The organism is Paraburkholderia sp. SIMBA_054 (genome assembly GCF_046534875.1).
Taxonomy (GTDB): Bacteria; Pseudomonadota; Gammaproteobacteria; order Burkholderiales; family Burkholderiaceae; genus Paraburkholderia; species Paraburkholderia hospita.
Genome location: NZ_JAWRXV010000004.1, coordinates 1 through 16,058, shown reverse-complemented (window position 1 = coordinate 16,058; position 16,058 = coordinate 1). Strand labels below are relative to the sequence as shown.

General features: G+C 63.3%; 17 protein-coding genes. 5 read left to right on the top strand and 12 right to left on the bottom strand.

Annotation, left to right across the window (positions count from 1 at the left end):
• The first annotated feature begins 82 nt into the window (after positions 1-82).
• On the top strand, positions 83-364 hold the full coding sequence (locus tag SB822_RS06035) for a hypothetical protein (protein WP_007730323.1): 282 nt from the start codon (positions 83-85) through the stop codon (positions 362-364).
• Here the strand turns inward: SB822_RS06035 and SB822_RS06030 are convergent.
• The 4 genes from SB822_RS06030 to SB822_RS06015 all read right to left on the bottom strand — a co-directional run bounded on the left by SB822_RS06030 (position 349) and on the right by SB822_RS06015 (position 4,123).
• Positions 349-1,788 carry a CHASE2 domain-containing protein gene (locus SB822_RS06030; RefSeq protein WP_410854291.1) on the bottom strand — a complete coding sequence of 480 codons (1,440 nt, stop codon included), beginning with the start codon at positions 1,786-1,788 and terminating at the stop codon, positions 349-351. The two genes, SB822_RS06035 and SB822_RS06030, sit on opposite strands and share 16 nt — an antisense overlap.
• A gap of 92 nt (positions 1,789-1,880) precedes the next feature.
• A complete protein-coding gene (locus tag SB822_RS06025; RefSeq protein ID WP_007580803.1) occupies positions 1,881-2,498 on the bottom strand; it encodes an OmpA family protein in 618 nt (205 codons plus the stop codon).
• Positions 2,495-3,088 carry a FecR domain-containing protein gene (locus SB822_RS06020; RefSeq protein WP_410854290.1) on the bottom strand — a complete coding sequence of 198 codons (594 nt, stop codon included), beginning with the start codon at positions 3,086-3,088 and terminating at the stop codon, positions 2,495-2,497. Before SB822_RS06020 ends, SB822_RS06025 begins: the two co-directional genes overlap by 4 nt.
• 87 nt (positions 3,089-3,175) lie before the next feature.
• Positions 3,176-4,123, bottom strand: coding sequence for a cupin (locus SB822_RS06015; protein ID WP_410854289.1), 948 nt, complete (start codon positions 4,121-4,123; stop codon positions 3,176-3,178).
• Positions 4,124-4,347: 224 nt separating this feature from the next.
• On the opposite strand from SB822_RS06015, the gene SB822_RS06010 reads away from it, so the two are divergent.
• Positions 4,348-5,274, top strand: a complete 927-nt coding sequence (locus SB822_RS06010) for a LysR family transcriptional regulator (RefSeq protein WP_007580799.1) — start codon at positions 4,348-4,350, stop codon at positions 5,272-5,274.
• A gap of 22 nt (positions 5,275-5,296) precedes the next feature.
• On the opposite strand, the gene SB822_RS06005 is transcribed toward SB822_RS06010, so the two are convergent.
• From SB822_RS06005 to SB822_RS05970, 8 genes are all read right to left on the bottom strand, one after another.
• Positions 5,297-6,250 (bottom strand): LysR family transcriptional regulator, encoded by a 954-nt coding sequence (locus SB822_RS06005; RefSeq protein WP_039900290.1) that lies wholly within the window; start codon positions 6,248-6,250, stop codon positions 5,297-5,299.
• A 96-nt stretch (positions 6,251-6,346) separates the two neighbouring features.
• The gene (locus SB822_RS06000) at positions 6,347-7,894 is read right to left on the bottom strand and encodes an MFS transporter (RefSeq protein WP_007580792.1); all 1,548 of its coding nucleotides are present in this window, start codon (positions 7,892-7,894) and stop codon (positions 6,347-6,349) included.
• A 252-nt stretch (positions 7,895-8,146) separates the two neighbouring features.
• A complete protein-coding gene (gene nudC / locus SB822_RS05995; RefSeq protein WP_007580790.1) occupies positions 8,147-9,094 on the bottom strand; it encodes an NAD(+) diphosphatase in 948 nt (315 codons plus the stop codon).
• 105 nt (positions 9,095-9,199) lie between these two features.
• A complete protein-coding gene (locus SB822_RS05990; protein ID WP_079501059.1) occupies positions 9,200-10,771 on the bottom strand; it encodes a S8 family serine peptidase in 1,572 nt (523 codons plus the stop codon).
• 78 nt (positions 10,772-10,849) lie between these two features.
• A complete protein-coding gene (locus SB822_RS05985; RefSeq protein ID WP_007580786.1) occupies positions 10,850-11,131 on the bottom strand; it encodes a hypothetical protein in 282 nt (93 codons plus the stop codon).
• Positions 11,132-11,192: 61 nt separating this feature from the next.
• The gene (locus SB822_RS05980; protein WP_410854288.1) at positions 11,193-12,200 is read right to left on the bottom strand and encodes an alpha/beta fold hydrolase; all 1,008 of its coding nucleotides are present in this window, start codon (positions 12,198-12,200) and stop codon (positions 11,193-11,195) included.
• 63 nt (positions 12,201-12,263) lie between these two features.
• Positions 12,264-12,443 carry a hypothetical protein gene (locus SB822_RS05975; protein WP_079488074.1) on the bottom strand — a complete coding sequence of 60 codons (180 nt, stop codon included), beginning with the start codon at positions 12,441-12,443 and terminating at the stop codon, positions 12,264-12,266.
• A 143-nt stretch (positions 12,444-12,586) separates the two neighbouring features.
• The gene (locus SB822_RS05970) at positions 12,587-13,528 is read right to left on the bottom strand and encodes a LysR substrate-binding domain-containing protein (RefSeq protein ID WP_410854287.1); all 942 of its coding nucleotides are present in this window, start codon (positions 13,526-13,528) and stop codon (positions 12,587-12,589) included.
• A gap of 88 nt (positions 13,529-13,616) precedes the next feature.
• On the opposite strand from SB822_RS05970, the gene SB822_RS05965 reads away from it, so the two are divergent.
• From SB822_RS05965 to SB822_RS05955, 3 genes are all read left to right on the top strand, one after another.
• Positions 13,617-14,459 (top strand): class II aldolase/adducin family protein, encoded by an 843-nt coding sequence (locus SB822_RS05965; RefSeq protein WP_410854286.1) that lies wholly within the window; start codon positions 13,617-13,619, stop codon positions 14,457-14,459.
• Positions 14,460-14,550: 91 nt separating this feature from the next.
• Positions 14,551-15,864 (top strand): MFS transporter, encoded by a 1,314-nt coding sequence (locus SB822_RS05960; protein WP_410854285.1) that lies wholly within the window; start codon positions 14,551-14,553, stop codon positions 15,862-15,864.
• 4 nt (positions 15,865-15,868) lie between these two features.
• Positions 15,869-16,058, top strand: a 190-nt coding sequence (locus SB822_RS05955) for a hypothetical protein (protein ID WP_410854284.1), incomplete at its 3' end; no start/stop codon positions are given.

The following is a 16,058-nucleotide window of genomic DNA, read 5'->3' as shown; positions in this document are numbered from 1 at the left end:
TCCCATCAACATTGAACACGACACGACGCAATGGACATCGTCCTTGCGCGTCGATCCGTTCATTGATTTAATTGGAGTCCTTATGAAATCGAAACTCATCGTTACTTTGCTCATCGCAAGCTCGGCGTCGTTGGCAGCACCCGCTTTCGCAAGCGGTTACGGTCCTGCGCCTTACTATCGTCCGGATGTCGGCGCACCGGCTTCGCAGGCTGGCCAAAGCGCTCAAACACTCGCGGCAGAAGCGGCCCAGGCCGGCATGATGGACGAAAAGCGCGCCGGCGTCGGCGGCGACGAAGCGATGACCACGCAGTCGGGCCGTCGCGCGCCTGCCGATCGCCAGGGTCCGGTCTATCGCGGAAGCTGATCCGCAGATCGCGAAGCGCCGGCTCGCCGGCGCTTCGCTTCTCGCCTGGTTTGCACGCCCAGGTCGAGCAATGCGGTCGAAAAGAAGCAGCCCATCACCGCAGACAGGATGATGAAAATCGACGCTGCGTCGACGAGCAAGCCGACGTATTTGAACAGCAGCAGACAGCTCGCGAGCAACAGCAGGTTGAGCAGCAAGCCGAGGACCGCGGACGCTTTCGGCACGGCCCGCACGAATGCCGCAAGACGCGAATCGGTATGCGGCAGATACCAGATGATCAGAATCCCGAATGCGAGGACGAAGATCGTCTCGGCCCACTTGAGCCAGACAGGGCGGCGCAGGAAACGCCCGTCGAAAATCGTCTCGATGATCTGAGCCTGAATCTCGATGCCCGGCACCAGTTCGCCCAGCGCGGTCGTGCGCATGTCTGTGTTTCCTGTTCCCGTCAGCCCGACCAGCACCAGCTTGTTATGAAAGCGTTCGGGATCGACCTGGCCTTGCAGCACGTCGCGTGCGGAGACGTAGCGATGCTGCATCGAGCGTATCGACGCGAAATGCAGCCAGATGTCGCCGTCGGGCTGCGTGGGCACCTGCACATCCGCGACGCCGACTGACTGCATGCCCGCCGTGTCCGCATACACATCGACGGCCGCCGAGCCCGTGACGACGCGCAGTATTTCGATGGGCATGCACGGCACGAGCTTGTCGCCCAACCCGAGGATGAGAGGAATGCGCCGGACGGTGCCCTGTTCTAGCGCGACATTCAGCATCGCCTGTCCGTGCGCCGCCGCCTGCAATTCCGGCAGGCTCGCGAGCACGTAGGTGTACCGCTTCACCCGGTTCAGCGGGTCGACGCCGTGCACGAGAATCGGCGCGCTGCGCAGGTCGGTGCTGGTGTCGAACGCGGCGTGATCGACGGCGGCGGCGCCTAGAACCGAAGGCGCGGCGCGCAGCGAGTTCGCGAGCGTGGTCTCGTGGCGAGGCAGCGCGCGCAAGCCGGCCGCGAGCGCGGCGGCCGAGTCGGGCAGGTTGTCGGCGACCTTGTCCGGCGAGGTCTGATCGGCCTCGGGCATGTAGATGTCGAGGCCGATCGCGAGCGGCTTTTGCGCCGCGATCGCATCGACGAGGCTCGCCAGCCGGTTGCGCGGCCACGGCCATTGACCGACGGCCGCCAGCGTCCGGTCGTCGATCGCGACGATGGTCACGGGCTGCGAGGCCGGGATGCGTGGGAAGCGGCGCTGGTAGTGATCGAATAGCAGCTGCCGCGCCGTGCCGAACGTATCGGGCACCATGTCATCGAGCTTGTCGAAGAGCGCCGGCCGCGGAATGACGCCGGGCGATTCGCTGTACAGGTTCAGCAGACTCAGGCCGAGCAGCACCGCGAGCGCGACGGGGCGTCCCTGTCCCGCCCTCATCAGCTTCATGAAAAATATCAGCCATGAGTAGTCGCGAAAGCGTTTCATGTCGGCAGCGGCAGATCAATGCCCGTGACAGGCGCAGTGACGGATCACCCGGATCACTGGATTGTAATGACGACGCGCCGATTCATCTGGTTAGGGACACCATCCGCCGTGTGCACGAGCGGCTCGCGCTTGCCGCGCCCCGCCGTTTCGATTTCTTTCGCCGGGATGCCCGCCTTGACGAGGAACTTCGCGACGGTCTGCGCGCGCTGCATCGACAGCTTGTCGTCGTATTCCTGCGAGCCCGCCAGGTCTGTATGGCCCACTACAGTGAGATGCGGCGCGGGCCACGTCGCGAGCGCCGCTTTCAGTTGCTGGACGGTGGCGTTGGACTGCGGCGCGAGTTCCGTGGCCGAGTCGAACAGGAAGTTGATCGTGTAGGTCTTCGGACGCGGCGGCTGCGCGGCGAGTACCTCGCCATAGCGTGCTTCGACATTGGCCGGAGTGGTCGCGGTCTGCTCGATCGCGCCGCCTTTTGCCACTTCGGCCGTCGCGTAAGCCTTGTCGATGACTTGCGTCTTGTTACCGCTTCGCACGATGACGCTGCCGACCGTGCCGTCCGGATCGGGCAGCAAGGTGATCTTGTCGGGCGTCGAGCTGCATGCCGAAACGAACGCCAGCGTCGCGCAGGTTGCGCACCATGTGAGCCTTCGGCGCAGTGCCGCGGGCCTCAATGCCCGTTCTCCCCGTCGCCGACCTCGATGATGAATTCGGTGCCGCGCACGCCGAGCGTCGTGGTCGGCGTGCTGAAACGCACCGCTTCCGGATGGGCCTTCGCCAGCTTGCCGTCGACGACCGCGAGCGATCCGCGCCGGATCGTCGCGTCGAGCGTGCCGTCATGGGTGGTGGTGTCGAAGGCGAACTGGTTGAGTTCCAGCACCGAACTGGAGCCCTCTGAAAGCAGCGTATTGTCGCGCAGCGTGATGCCGACGGAAGACGCGGGGCCCGTCACGATACGGTCGCTTTTGAACACCTCGCTGCCGACGGCGGCGTCCATGCTTTGCGCGGTGCGCTCGATATGAACTGAGCCTTTGACCGTCTTGACGACGCCGATCGAATCCGCGCCGAATGTGTCGATCGCGGCAGCGCATCCGCAGGCGAAAACCAGTGCATAGTTGACGGCTTGCTTGTGCATGGTGACGACCGTGATGGCGGTTGGACGACGCGCGCCAAAGCGAAGGCCGCGCGGGAGAAGGCGGCGCGGTTCTTGGTTATCTTTGGGATAATAGCGTGCCGCGCGCGATCGTTCAGTGCGCTGCCGCACATATCGCGCGGTTATTCGGCGTGTTTCTGGCAGAAGACTTGCAGAGTTTCGGGCGCTTTTCGACGCCCGAAACTCCATTACGTCATATCAACTCGCGAAGCGGATATCCAGCGAACGCAAATAGGTCTGCAAGCCTGCATCCTGCAGAGGAATCACATACGCGAAGTCGTCCGATTCGTTGAAGTGCGCGTGCCAGTAGCCCGGCGGCGTCACGAACGCCATGCCTGGCGTCCAGTCGACGCGCACGGGATCGACGATATTGCCTTGCGCATCCACTTCGGTGCCGACCAGCGTATAGACGCCCGGCTTGCAGTCGGGAATGAAGTCGAGGGCAATCGATTGATGCCGGTGCGGCTTCTGCATGCTGTTCGGCGTGACGACGCCGAACATCGCCCACATCGAATGCGTGACCGTGCGGGTCTGCGGGAACAGGCGGTTGCCGAGCAGTACGCTCACGCGATTGCGTTGCGCGGCGCCCGGTGCGCGCGCAACCTTTTCGAGTTCTGCTCTCGCGCGCGCAGCCGGATAGAGCGTCGGCTGGAAGCGCGCACGCGACACGTCGACACCGAGGTAAGCGAGCAGCGGAGCATCGTTGACGTAGTACAGGCGCGCCGTCGAATCGGCGGCCAGCAGTGCCTGCGCGCCGCCCGGCAACGAGAAGAAATCGCCTTGTGCGAAGCGGAATGCCGTGTCTTTCTGCGTGACCGAGCCGGAGCCATCCAGCACATAGAACACTTGCGACGTCGCCTTCGGATGGACCGTCAGCGATTCGCCCGCGACGATGCGCAAGAAGTTCGCCATCAGGCCGGGGCCCGTCGCCGGATAGTCGCATCCGAGTTCGGCGGACAGATCGAGCGGCACCATGCGCGTCGGCCCGCTGTCGTACAGCGAGGCGGGAAACGTGCGGTACGGCACGCGTGAAATCAGCTTCGCGCCGATGGGATTGGCCGACGAGGTGTATTCGAAGTACTCGGCGTCGAGTGTCACGGCTTGATCGTCGAGTTGCAGCGTCGACGGCGCGGTCTTATCCAACATGACTGAATTCCTGAATGAGGGTGAGCGCTTCTCGCGCGGGAAGCGTCGTCGCGGCGGCTCATCACAACTGGAGCCCGGTGCAACGGCGTTGAGTCAACTATAGGGACGCGATTCGTGTGACAGAATCACGCTGACCGGAAATCAGCTTTGCAGAAAGGGGATAACTTCGGGCGAGGCGTTGCAATACACTGGGCGCGGCTTTTCATTCGGAACGCGGCATTCACATGGATTACTTTTCTGCCATACGTGCATTTCTTTTTGCCGCCGAATTGGGGAGCTTCAGCAAGGCGGCGAATCGCATCGACGTGAAGACGTCGACGGTATCGCGCTACGTCAGCGAGCTCGAACGCGATCTCGGCATTGCGCTGTTCAACCGGTCCACGCGTGGCCTCGTGCTGACGGAAGGCGGCCGGGTGTTTCGCGAGCATGCCGTCGTCGTCATCAAGACGCTGGACGATGCGCGCGAAATCACCTCTTCGCTGAATACGTCGCCGCGCGGGCTGTTACGCGTGACGATGCCGCGCTCGTTCGGACTGCGGCACGTGATACGGCATCTGCCCGAATTCATGGACCGCTATCCGAAGATCGACGTCGATGCCGTGATGACCGACGACACGATCAACGTCATCGACTCCGGCATCGATCTCGCGATCCGCATCGGCGTATTGCCCGATTCGCAATTGATGGCGCGTCAGCTCGCGGTGCAGCGGCGCATCGTGTGCGCGAGCCCGGCTTATGTCGCGCAAAACGGCACGCCCGCCGCGCCCGACGATCTCGCCACGCATGCAGCGCTGCGCTCGCCGCTGGCGGCTGACGACCGCTGGCTTTTCTTTCATCGTGCGCGCGGCGCAAAGGCCGTGGAAGCGGCCGTGCAACTGCATGGCCGGCTGCGCGTCGACGACGTCGAGGCGTTGATCGCGCTGGCGCTCGCAGGGCGCGGCATCGCATTGCTGCCGACGTGGGCGATCGGCGCCGCGCTGCGCGACGGCAAGCTCGTGCATCTTTTGCCGGAGTGGGACGTTCAGCCGACCCGCGCGGCGCCTGCGATATGGGCTGTGTATCCGCGAAAGAAAACCGTGTCGTCGAAGGTGCGGACCTTCATCGACTTTTACACGGCGGTTTTCAATCAGAAAGGGTATTGGGAGAGTTGAGTCCGCAGCGACGCGTCAGCGCTCACGCATCGGCGTGCGCCTGCTTCATGTCGCGCAGGTTTGCCGCGGACGCGCTGAGCATCTGCGGAATCTCGTCCCTTAGAAACTCGACGAAGGTTTTGATCTTCGCGTCGAGATAGCGGCGCGACGTGTAAAGCGCGTAAGCCGAGAGCGGCTGCAAGTGGTAGTCCGGCAGCACGCGTATGAGCGATCCGTCTCGCAGCGCCGACACGGCCGTCGACATCGGCACCGCGCCGATACCGATGCCTTCCTTCAACGCGACGGCAAGTCCGTCCGCGGAGTTGATGCGAAAACCGCCGGCCCGCAGATGCACGGTCTCTATGCCGTCCGGCCCTTCGAGCAACCAGCGGTCGGTGGGATAGACGGGGGAGACGAACTGGAAGCATGCGTGCTGCGTCAGTTCATGAACGTCACGCGGCATGCCGTGCTCGCGCAAGTACGCGGGCGCTGCGCATAGCACGCTATGCACCGTGCCGAGCCGCTGCGCGACGAGGCTCGAATCGGGCAATTCCTCGACGCTCAACTGGACGCTCACGTCATACCCTTCGTCGATGATGTCGGGCATATGCTGCGACAGCGTCAATTCGATGGAGACGGACGGATAGCGCTGCCGGTAGCGAACGATAGCGGGCGTGACATAGGTTTGACCGAAGCTCGACGTCGCATGCACGCGCAACTGGCCGGTGGGACGGACTTGCGCATCGGCGGCCTCGGCTTCGGCCTGATCGACGAAGGCGAGAATCTGCTCGCAGCGCTGCAGGTAACGATGCCCCGCTTCCGTCAGAACGACCTTGCGGGTGCTGCGGTTCAACAGGCGCGTGCGCAGATAGGCTTCGAGCGAAGAGACGGCGCGCGAGACGGCGGGCACCGTGACGTTCATGCGCTGCGCAGCGCCCGTAAAGCTGCCTTCCTCCGCTACGCGAGCGAAGATCCGCATGTTGGTGAGAGTATCCACTTGTCAAACGCTCCACAGTGCGCGCCGCGCACCTTCTTCAAGCTTGCGCACTGCAAATCTGCAATCGATGTTGATGACGCTTTGCAGAATACGCGATCAATCGATTTGCCGCTGGTAGAGCGCAAAGAGGCCGCCGCAAAGGGCGATGACGATCAGGAAGTAAAAGCCGTCCAGCGAACTCAGAAAGCTCGCCTGTTGCGAGACGACGCGGCTGATCTCGACGAGCGCGAGGCCCTTCGCATCGCCCGCCGTATGACCCAGCCCTTCGAATGCGCGTGTCAGGCTCTCGAAGGAGTCCTGGAACACAGGATTGAACGGATTTACGAACTCGGTCAGGCGTGTCTCGTGCACGGCCTCACGGTGCTGTTCGAGAATGATGATCGTCGCTGTCGAGAACGAGTAGGTCAGTTGCTTGACCATGTTCTTGAAGCGGTAGCCGTGGTTGTACTCTTCGATCGAGAAGATGCGGAACGTGAGATTGGCGACGGGCAATACGATGAACACGAGCAGCAGGCCGCGCAGCAGAAGCGGCGGCAACAGCCACGGCATGCTGACGTCGGGCGGCATGCTCGCCATCCAGGTACCGATCAGCGCGGCGATCAGAAAGCCGGGGACGATCAGCCAGCGCTTGTGTTTGATGAGGGGCGAAACGCGGAAATAGACGAACGCGACGACCAGCGACCCAAACGATGTGAGGCCGACCAGCCGCCCCGCGTTCTCGACAGGATATCGAAGTCCGCCTTCGAGAAAGCGCGAGACCAGATAGCTCATCGCATTGCTGATGTAGTAGAACATCACGTACAGCGCGATGCCCGTCTGGAACGTCCGTTCGCGCAACGCGTGAAGGCGCACGAGGGGAGCGGGTTGATGCCATTGATGCCACGCGAACCAGCCGAGCGACAGCAATCCCGCCGCCGTCAGTCCAACCAGCATGGGCGAACTGAAGAACAGTTCGAACCGCACCTGTTGCATCGCGATCTGCAACGCGCCCTGCGCGAACGCAAAGACCATATACGGCCAGAAGTGCGCTTCGCCGCGCGCTTCAGGATGCAGCTTGCCCGCAGGCGGCACGACGAGCAGCACGAGGAGCGCAAGGCCGACGGCCGCGAGCGTCGTGCAGGTGAAGAGTGCGCGCCAGTCGAACGAAGCGACCAGATAGCCGCCCACGAGCGGCGCGAGCGCGGTCGCCAGCAGGATCATGCCAAGAAACGCGCGCACCGCCGAAGCGCGCCGCTGCGGCGGGAAGTTCGTCTGAATGAGAATGCGGCACGCGCTCATCATCGGGCCGATGAAATAGCCCTGCGCGCCGCGCGCGAAGGCCAGTTCAATCGACGATTCGCTCAGCGCCGCCGCCGCCGATGCCGCCGCGAACAACAACAGGCATCCGCCGATATAGCGCCGGTAGCCGACCCGCTCGACCCACCATTGCTGCTGAAGAATGGCGAGCACGGAGGCGACGGCATACGCGCTCGACGACCACACGAGTTCATCCGTCGATGCATTGATGCCGCCCGCGATATAGCTGGTGAAGAACGAGAAGATCGTGTTGTCGAAATACTCGAGGCCGGTGGCGAGCGCGATGGCCCACGGGAAGAGGTCCTCGCGAAACCGTCTGGCGATGAACGGCGTATGTGCGGCTGACATGGCGGTTACGCGCCGCGGACGCCCGCGCTGCTGTGCGACACCGCCGCAGCGCGCGTAGGGAGCGTGGCGTCGATCGTGACGGCGGTTGGAACTTCGGTGGACATGCGGGAAATGCTGCTGCCATACGGTCAGGAAGAGCCGTATTATACGTCAACGTGAACGTTCGCGTACAGGTTTGCAGGTGCCACGGGTTTTCGTGGCACGAGCGTTGGCGCATCGAGGGTGTGAAAAAGACGAAGGGCTACTGGCGAGTCAACTGCGCAGCACAGCTTCGCCGTGTTCGACATACGCGTGCAGCAGATGATGCGCAATCGCGAACGGCTTCGGCGCCGACAGGTTATCCGTATGCGTACCCGCGAGCATCGCGGCGACTTCGGCGCGCGTGAACCAGCGCGCGTCTTCGAGTTCGTTGGTGTCGATGACGATGTCCTTGCTGCTGGCGCGCGCGAAGCAGCCAATCATCAGCGACGAAGGAAACGGCCACGGCTGCGACGCGAAATAGACGACCTCCGCGCATGTCACGTGGGCTTCCTCGTGCACTTCGCGGCGCACTGCGTCTTCGACGGTTTCGCCCGGCTCGACGAAGCCCGCGAGCGCCGAGTACATGCCCGGCGCGAACTGACGCTGGCGTCCGAGCAGGCAGCGCTCGCCGTCGATGGTCAGCATGATGACGACGGGGTCCACGCGCGGGAAATGGCGCGTGCCGCACGCATCGCAGGTGCGTTGCCAGCCGGCCGCCGTCGCGCGGCTCGGTGCGCCGCAGTTCGCGCAGAAGCGATGGCGGCGGTGCCAGTCGAACATCGATTTGGCCTGGCCAAGCACGCCGAGCATTTCTTGCGCGACGAGGCCTTGCATAGCGATCGAGCGCAGATCGATGCGGTCGTGCAATTTTTCTTGCGATTGCCCTTCGTCTTGCGCGAGACCGGATGCGAAGCCGAGCGCGAAACGTCCGCTGCCGTCGCTGTCCTGGCCGAGAAACACGCGTTGCAGCGGCTCGCCGAACGCGGCAGCTTCGCTTGCGACGAACCATGGCTCGTGTGTGTCGCCGCGCTTGAGCAAGGGAACGTCGCCATCGAAGACGAGAAAGCGCGCGGCGGGAGCGTCGTGCAGACTGGCGATGAAGGCCTCGTCGTCGCGTTGTTCGGAGCGGCGGTCGAGCAGATTGAGATTGAAGCCGATGGAAGCGGAAGGGACGATCATTACGTTGGAATGTGGGCCGGGACGATCCGCAAGTATGGCACGGCGTCCTGCCCCGCGCAGACGGCTGGGCGTTCCGGAACGAACCGCCGTCTGCGCGTGAAAGCGTCAGATCTGCTTCACTGCCGCGAGCGCATCGGCGAGTCCCGCGCCCGTCGCGCCGTCTTCGCCGACGCCCGCCGGCACGCCCGCGCCCTTCGGATCGCTCGCCGGGTTCGCGTGGCCCTTCGTCACGTCGCGCGCGGTGCGGCGCAGGATCGCCTTGATGTCGCCCGGCGAGAGGTGCGGGTCCGCCTGCAACAGCAGCGCGCACAGGCCCGCCAGCTGCGGCGCAGCCGCCGACGTGCCGCTGAACACGCCCCAGCCGTCGTTGGGCGTGGTGCCGTCGAAGGCGGCGTTTTCGCGGTCGATCTCGCAACCGGCCGAAACGGGCAGCGAGATGTACGTCGCGTGCGGCAGCATGCCGACCAGCCCGCAGACGTCGGGCACGCTGCGGCCCGAGTAGATCAGGCTCCTGAACGCGCTCGCGTAGTCCGACGCGCGCATCGCGCCGTGCTGATCGACGAACACACCACCCGCCGAAATAATGTCGGGCATCTGGCCTGGGAACGAATAGTGGCCGTTGCCCGCAGAGAAGACGATCACGATGCCGCGCTTCACCGCGGCCTGAATTTCCGCCTCCAGCGCGACGAGCCCATTCGGCAGTGTTTTCAGCGGCGTGTCGCCGGGGCCGCGCAGGTCGTAGCCGAGGCTCACGGAGATGACCTGCGGATCGTGCTTGAGCGCCTCTTGCAAGCCTTCGAGCACGGATGCGCCGCTGGTCGGATCGGCTTCGTTGTCGAGCTTCACGCCGATGAAGGTCGCGCCCGGCGCGATCGCGAAGATGTTCGCGGACTCGCCCGTGCCGTGGCCGTTGCCGTCGGTGCGGCGATCGGTGGCGCCCGGCGCGAGCACGATCGACGACGAATAACCGTGCGCCTTGAAGTACGGATGACCGTGAGCAAAGCCGCTATCGATCATCGCGATGCGCACGCCTTTGCCCGTGATGCCTTGCTGGTGCACGGGCGTCGCGTTGAGCTTGAGCGCGATGTCGGCGGGCGCGGCGAGATGGAAGTAGGGCACGGCGGGCGGCGTCGCGGACGGCGCGCTGGCCTCGTGCGGCTTCTTCGTGGCGGGGCGCTTCTTTGCGGCTGTCGTGGTCTTTTTCGCCTTCGTGCTCTTTGCCGCTTTCGCCGCTCTCGCCATGTAGATGTGCGGCCACTGGATATAGACGTCGTCGAGCAGCGATTTGATCGCGGGGTCCGGGTTCCATGGCGCGTCGTCGGGCGGATAGAGCACCGAGCTGAACTGCGCCGCCGACGCGCAGGGCGCCTTCATGCGCTTGAGGCGTGTCTGGAACACCGCTTCGAATTGCGCGCGCGTGCAGCGCATCGAAGCCGACAGCGAGCCGCGGCCCGTCAGCGTGAAGCCGCGCCGCGCGAGTTCGGCGAGCGCGAGGTCGGCTTGCGCGGGATCGGGGATGAACGAGGAGACCGTTTCCGTCGACATGCGCGCGCCGAATCGTGTCGGCCCGATGTCCTGGCCCGGCCGGTTGAACGTCACGGCAACACGGAGTTCTTCATTGGCGGCGTCGCCGCGTGCGGGCCGCGCGGCCGCGTCTTTGGGATCGTAGGCCTTCATCGTTTCTTCTCCTGTGTCGACGGGAGTCGGCGCATCGGCGTGTATGCGCTGCCCCGTCACATGCAAGACGAATGCAGGTTATTCGAATGAAAGATGTTGCGGCGCTTCGCTGATCGACGAGACGTACGGTTGGAGACTGCCCGGCACGGCAAGGGTTCCGCTCGTGCCGGAAGAACAGGAAAAAAGCTGGCGGAATGCGTCATCGGGCATACGCGCGGACAGCGTGGCATGGCCCTCGCCGCTGATCTGCATGCCGAGCTGCTCGGCGGCGAGTCTGGCCGCTTCGCGTGCGGCGTCGGTGCGGCAGGGATCGTGCAGCAGAAGCTGCAGACGACGTACAGGGCAGGTTTCGTTCGTCATCGCCACCTCCAGATGGGTCGCAACAGAACGCGCCGTTGTGCCTCGAAGAAGGCTTTTGATCTTACGCCTGCTCGTGCAGTTGCGCTGCTTTTGCCGTCTGCCGGGGATGCGCCTGCGACTGCGTAATGAAGCGGTTGATGGCCGAAGCCAGCGCATGCGGATACTGATACATCATCGCGTGACCCGCCGAGCGCACCACCAGCAATTGCGCGTCGGGCAGCGTGCGGGCGAGCGCTTCGGCGTTCTGCTTCGACAGGATGGTGTCGTCGTCGCCCGTGAGGATCAGCGTGTCGGTGTGCAGGGTGCGCAGTGCGCCGGCGGCGGCATCGTCCTGTTCCCATGCGCGCAGCAGCGCCGTCTGGCCGGCCGTCACGGTCGCGGAGATGGTCGGCGACGCATAGCCGACGGGCACGAACATGTTCTTGCGGAAGCATTCGCCCGCAGCCTTCGCAGCCGATGGCGGAAACAGGACCTTCATCACGTCGTTGAATGTCGTGCCCGGCTTGCCCGACAGCGTGGCTTCGACGTCGGGCGCGAGAGGCACACCGAGGCGGCCGGGCGCGGGCGCGCTCATCAGCACGACGCGCTGCACGTTCGCGGGATGGTCGATGGCGAGTTGCGTGGCGACTGCGCCGCCCATCGACCAGCCGAGCACTGTCACATCGCGCAGCTTCAGCGTGTCGATTAGCGCGGAGAGGTCGCTTGCCATGTCCTGCACGGTGAAGCTCGACGCCGTCGGCAGCGAGCGGCCCACGCCGCGATTGTCGAAGACGATGACTTCATGATGTTTCGCGAGGTCCGCGAGAAAGGCCGCGTCCCATTCGGAGAGCGTCGCTCGAAAGCCCGTCTGCAGGACGATGGGACTGCCGTGGCCGAAGCGGTAATACGCGATGTCGCCTTGCGGCGTGTGCGCGATCCGCTCGCGAGTGGACGGATTCTGGTCCGGCCGGTTCGCGACGAAAGGGCAGGCATTTTCGAGCGGATAGCTGACGGTCTTCGCGTCGACGGGCGCCGCGATGATGCCAGCGAGCAACGCGGCGAGCGGGACGATGGCATGCAGACGTTTCATGACGATGATCCTTTCGCTGCAGCCGGGTGGCGGCGCGCGATCATACGTTTCGTTTCGCGTTGCTCACAGCAGATGCGAGGTTTCCGCATGGCGAACCACGACGGGACGCCGGCTCGAAACACGTTCCGTTTGCCGCGCGAGCCAGTTGTCGATCTTTTCGGCGGCAATCGCGAGCAAAACCGAAACGATCATGACGCTCGCGCCGAATGCGCAGAAGACGAGAAAGGGCGGGTGAAAGTCCATGGTTGCTCCTGATTGCCGTTGATGCTCGATGTCGTTGTTTCCAGCTCGACTGTGCGGTCCTGGCTGGCTGTGACGACATCATGCGTCACGCAAATGAGGAGAAAATTAGCGGCGCGCGGGCACGGCCCTGGTGTCCATGATGCCTACTGCGGCGCGTTTTCGCCCTTTCCGACACCTGCGCGCTCCAGCAGCCAATGCGTGAAAGCGGCCACCTTCTCGACGCGGAATTCGTTCTTTCGATACGACAGAAAATGCGTGTCGCGCTCGAAGCGCACGAACGCGTCGCTGCGCACCTCGATGAGATCGCCGCGCACGATTTCGCGTTCGGCGAGCCGCATGCTTTCGAGCACCACGCCCATGCCGTCGGCCGCCGCCGAGATGCCGAGCGCCGCGCGATCGAACGAAGGGCGGGGCGTGGTCGGCATGTCGAGCCCGTTGGCCGCGAACCAGTCGGCCCACGTGACGCGGCTCAGCTGCGTATCGATCAGCGTCAGCTCGCTCATGCGCGTCGCGACGGGCGTGCCGTCGCCGAGCAGCGCGGGCGAGCAGAGCGGCACGATCGCTTCGCGGCCCAATGGCACGGTGTCGATGCCGGGACGATCGAGCGCGCTGCCGTACGAAATCTCGACGTCGACTTCCTGCACGCGCGTGAGATCGAGCGGCTCGGCGCCCGTCGACAGGCGGATGGTGATGTGCGGATACGCCTTGTTGAATTCGGGCAGCTTCGGGCCGAGCCATTTCACCGCAAAGCTCGGCGCGCAATGCACGGCGAGCACCTGTGCATCGGGCGCGAGCATGACCTCGCTGCATGCCGCCTCGACGACGTCGAATACACGGCTCAGGCTTTCGAGCAGACGCACGGCCTCGGGCGTGGGCTCGATGCGCCGGTTGCGCCGCAGAAACAGCGGGCGCCCGAAATACTCCTCGAGTTCTTTCACCTGATGACTGATCGCGGACGGCGTCAGATGCAATTCCTGCGCGGCAAGCGCGAAGCTCTCGAGCCGGGCGGCGGCTTCGAAGGAACGCAGCAGCACGAAATTCGGCATCCGCCTCATGTGTTTCCCCTTCAGGTGAATGTCATTCATGCTTTCATGAACAACCATCGTTTGTCAACGCGACCGGCGGGAACGACCATGTGCTTACCTAATGTCCACATGTTCAAAAGGAGCCGACATGTCCGAAGTGATGGAAGCCCCATCGAAAGCGATCGACCTCAAGGGCCGCATCTCGATCTATCAGCCCGAGCAGGACGGCCTGATCTTTCCGCAACTGCCGACCTTCGAGAGCCACGCGCAGCATCGGCAGTATCTGAAGGAGCGTCTTGTCGCCGCCTGCCGCGCGTTTGCGTTGCAGGGCTTCGATTACGGCTTCGCGGGCCATCTGACGGTGCGTGACCCGGAGCATCCAGGGCTTTACTGGACGAACCCGATGGCCGTGCACTTCTCGCAGGTCAAGGTCTCGAACCTGATCTGTGCGGACCACGAAGGCAATGTCGTCGAAGGCGACTATGCGATCAACCGTGCGGGCTTCGTGCTGCACGCGGCCGTTCACGAGATGCATCAGGACATCGTTGCGATGTGTCACGCGCATACCTTGTATGGCACCGCGTTCGCATCGCTTGGCAAGAAGCTCGATCCCATCAGCCAGGATGCTGCCGCATTCTTCGAAGACCACGTCATGATCGGCGAGGAGGCGGGGCAGGTGGCCGTCGAAGTGAAGGCGGGCCACAAGGTCGCACATGCCTTCAAGGGCGTGAAGGCGGCGATCCACCAGAACCACGGGCTGCTGACGGCGAGCCGGCACAGCATCGAATCGGCTGCGTTCTGGTTCATTGCGCTCGAGCGTTGCTGCCAGCAGCAACTGATGATCGAGTCGACGGGTATCAAGCCGCGCTTCGTGACGGAAGAGCGTGCGCGCTATAGCCGCGAGCATGTCGGCAGCGAATACATCGGCTGGCTGCATTTCCAGACCATCTGGGATCAGTTGGTGAAGACGCAGCCTGACATGTTCGATTAAAGCCGGCTCATTGCAGTACGACGTGGCGGGCGAGATGCAATGTCCGTCCGCCGCAATCAGGTAACGATCAAAACACGACGGAGACATCCCCATGAGTTCGATCAGCCAGGACGTGTATCTGGAGCGTTCGGGAGCGGGCGTCTATGCGAAGGTTGCATGGCGCCTGATTCCATTTCTGTTCTTCTGCTATCTGTGCGCTTACCTCGATCGCATCAACGTCAGCTTTGCGAAGCTGCAGATGCTGCAGGATCTCGGGATGAGCGATGCCGTCTATGGGCTCGGCGCGGGGATTTTCTTCGTCGGCTATCTGATGTTCGAAGTGCCGAGCAATCTGATTCTGCTGAAGGTGGGGGCGCGGCGATGGATTGCGCGGATCATGGTGACATGGGGCGTGATTTCGGCGGCGATGATGTTCGTGTCGACGCCTACGCAGTTCTATGTGGTGCGGTTTCTTTTGGGTGTTGCTGAGGCCGGGTTCTTTCCGGCGATTCTTTTGTATCTGACGTACTGGTTTCCTGCTGGGCGCCGCAGCAAGGTGACCGCGCTTTTCATGACGGGGATTCCGATGTCGGGTGTGATCGGCGGTCCGTTGTCGGGCTGGATCATGCATTCGATGAGCGGCGCGCATGGTATTGCCGGCTGGCAGTGGCTGTTTTTGCTGGAAGGTATTCCGACGGTGATCGTCGGGATCGTTGCGTTCTTCTATCTTGACGACAAGGTGTCCGATGCGCGGTGGCTGCGCGATGACGAGAAGGCGTTGATCGAGGCTGATTTGCAGGCGGAGAGTGGGCACCATAAGTTGCATTCGCTGCGCGATGGGCTTGCGAGTCCGCGTGTGTTGTTGCTGTCGGCGATTTATTTCTTCTTCACGATGGGGTTGTACGGGGTGAGCTTCTGGCTTCCTTCGCTTGTTAAGGCTTCGGGGGTGTCGGGGACGTTGAATATTGGGCTGTTGTCGGCTGTGCCTTATGCGGCTGCTGCTGTCACGATGGTGCTGGTGGGGCGTAGCTCGGATCGGTATGGCGAGCGGCGTTGGCATCTCGCGGTGCCTGGTGTAGTTGGCGCGATTGCGTTGTGTGCGAGTGTCGTCTATGCGCATCAGACGGTGCTGGCGATGATCGCCCTCACGATTGGCACTATGGGTGTTATTACAACGATTTCGCAGTTTTGGACTGTGCCGCCGGCTGTTTTGCAAGGGGCGGCTGCCGCTGGTGGGATTGCGCTTGCTAATTCGGTTGGGTCGATTTCGGGTGTTGTTAGTCCGTATGTGATTGGGTTTTTGCAGACTTCGACTGGGTCGACTGGGAGTGGTGTGGTCGGGATTGCTGTGAGTATGGTTCTTGGGAGTTTGTTGACGCTCACGCTTCGGCGGTCGCATGTGAATGTTTTATCTAAGCGGGAGTAGATGGTTGTTTTTGTCTGCGACGCTTGAGATGGTTGATTTGGCTTTGCGCTGGCTCCTGCGGTTTGCCTTCGTGGCGCGGCTGGTTTGGTGGCTTTGGGTTTTCGCTGGCATCCGCGATTTGCCTTCGTGCTTCACGCGTTGCCCCTGTGCGGGGCGGCACCTACTTTTCTTTGCCGCCGCAAAGAAAAGTAGGC

Bases quoted from the DNA above. Each gene is read 5' to 3' on its own strand.
- SB822_RS06030 (WP_410854291.1), bottom strand. From the start codon at position 1,788: ATGAAGCTGATGAGGGCGGGACAGGGACGCCCCGTCGCGCTCGCGGTG.
- SB822_RS05990 (WP_079501059.1), bottom strand. From the start codon at position 10,771: ATGAAGGCCTACGATCCCAAAGACGCGGCCGCGCGGCCCGCACGCGGC.
- SB822_RS05980 (WP_410854288.1), bottom strand. From the start codon at position 12,200: ATGAAACGTCTGCATGCCATCGTCCCGCTCGCCGCGTTGCTCGCTGGC.
- nudC (WP_007580790.1), bottom strand. From the start codon at position 9,094: ATGATCGTCCCTTCCGCTTCCATCGGCTTCAATCTCAATCTGCTCGAC.
- SB822_RS06015 (WP_410854289.1), bottom strand. From the start codon at position 4,123: ATGTTGGATAAGACCGCGCCGTCGACGCTGCAACTCGACGATCAAGCC.
- SB822_RS05985 (WP_007580786.1), bottom strand. From the start codon at position 11,131: ATGACGAACGAAACCTGCCCTGTACGTCGTCTGCAGCTTCTGCTGCAC.
- SB822_RS06000 (WP_007580792.1), bottom strand. From the start codon at position 7,894: ATGTCAGCCGCACATACGCCGTTCATCGCCAGACGGTTTCGCGAGGAC.
- SB822_RS06035 (WP_007730323.1), top strand. From the start codon at position 83: ATGAAATCGAAACTCATCGTTACTTTGCTCATCGCAAGCTCGGCGTCG.
- SB822_RS05975 (WP_079488074.1), bottom strand. From the start codon at position 12,443: ATGGACTTTCACCCGCCCTTTCTCGTCTTCTGCGCATTCGGCGCGAGC.
- SB822_RS05960 (WP_410854285.1), top strand. From the start codon at position 14,551: ATGAGTTCGATCAGCCAGGACGTGTATCTGGAGCGTTCGGGAGCGGGC.
- SB822_RS05970 (WP_410854287.1), bottom strand. From the start codon at position 13,528: ATGAATGACATTCACCTGAAGGGGAAACACATGAGGCGGATGCCGAAT.
- SB822_RS05965 (WP_410854286.1), top strand. From the start codon at position 13,617: ATGTCCGAAGTGATGGAAGCCCCATCGAAAGCGATCGACCTCAAGGGC.
- SB822_RS06010 (WP_007580799.1), top strand. From the start codon at position 4,348: ATGGATTACTTTTCTGCCATACGTGCATTTCTTTTTGCCGCCGAATTG.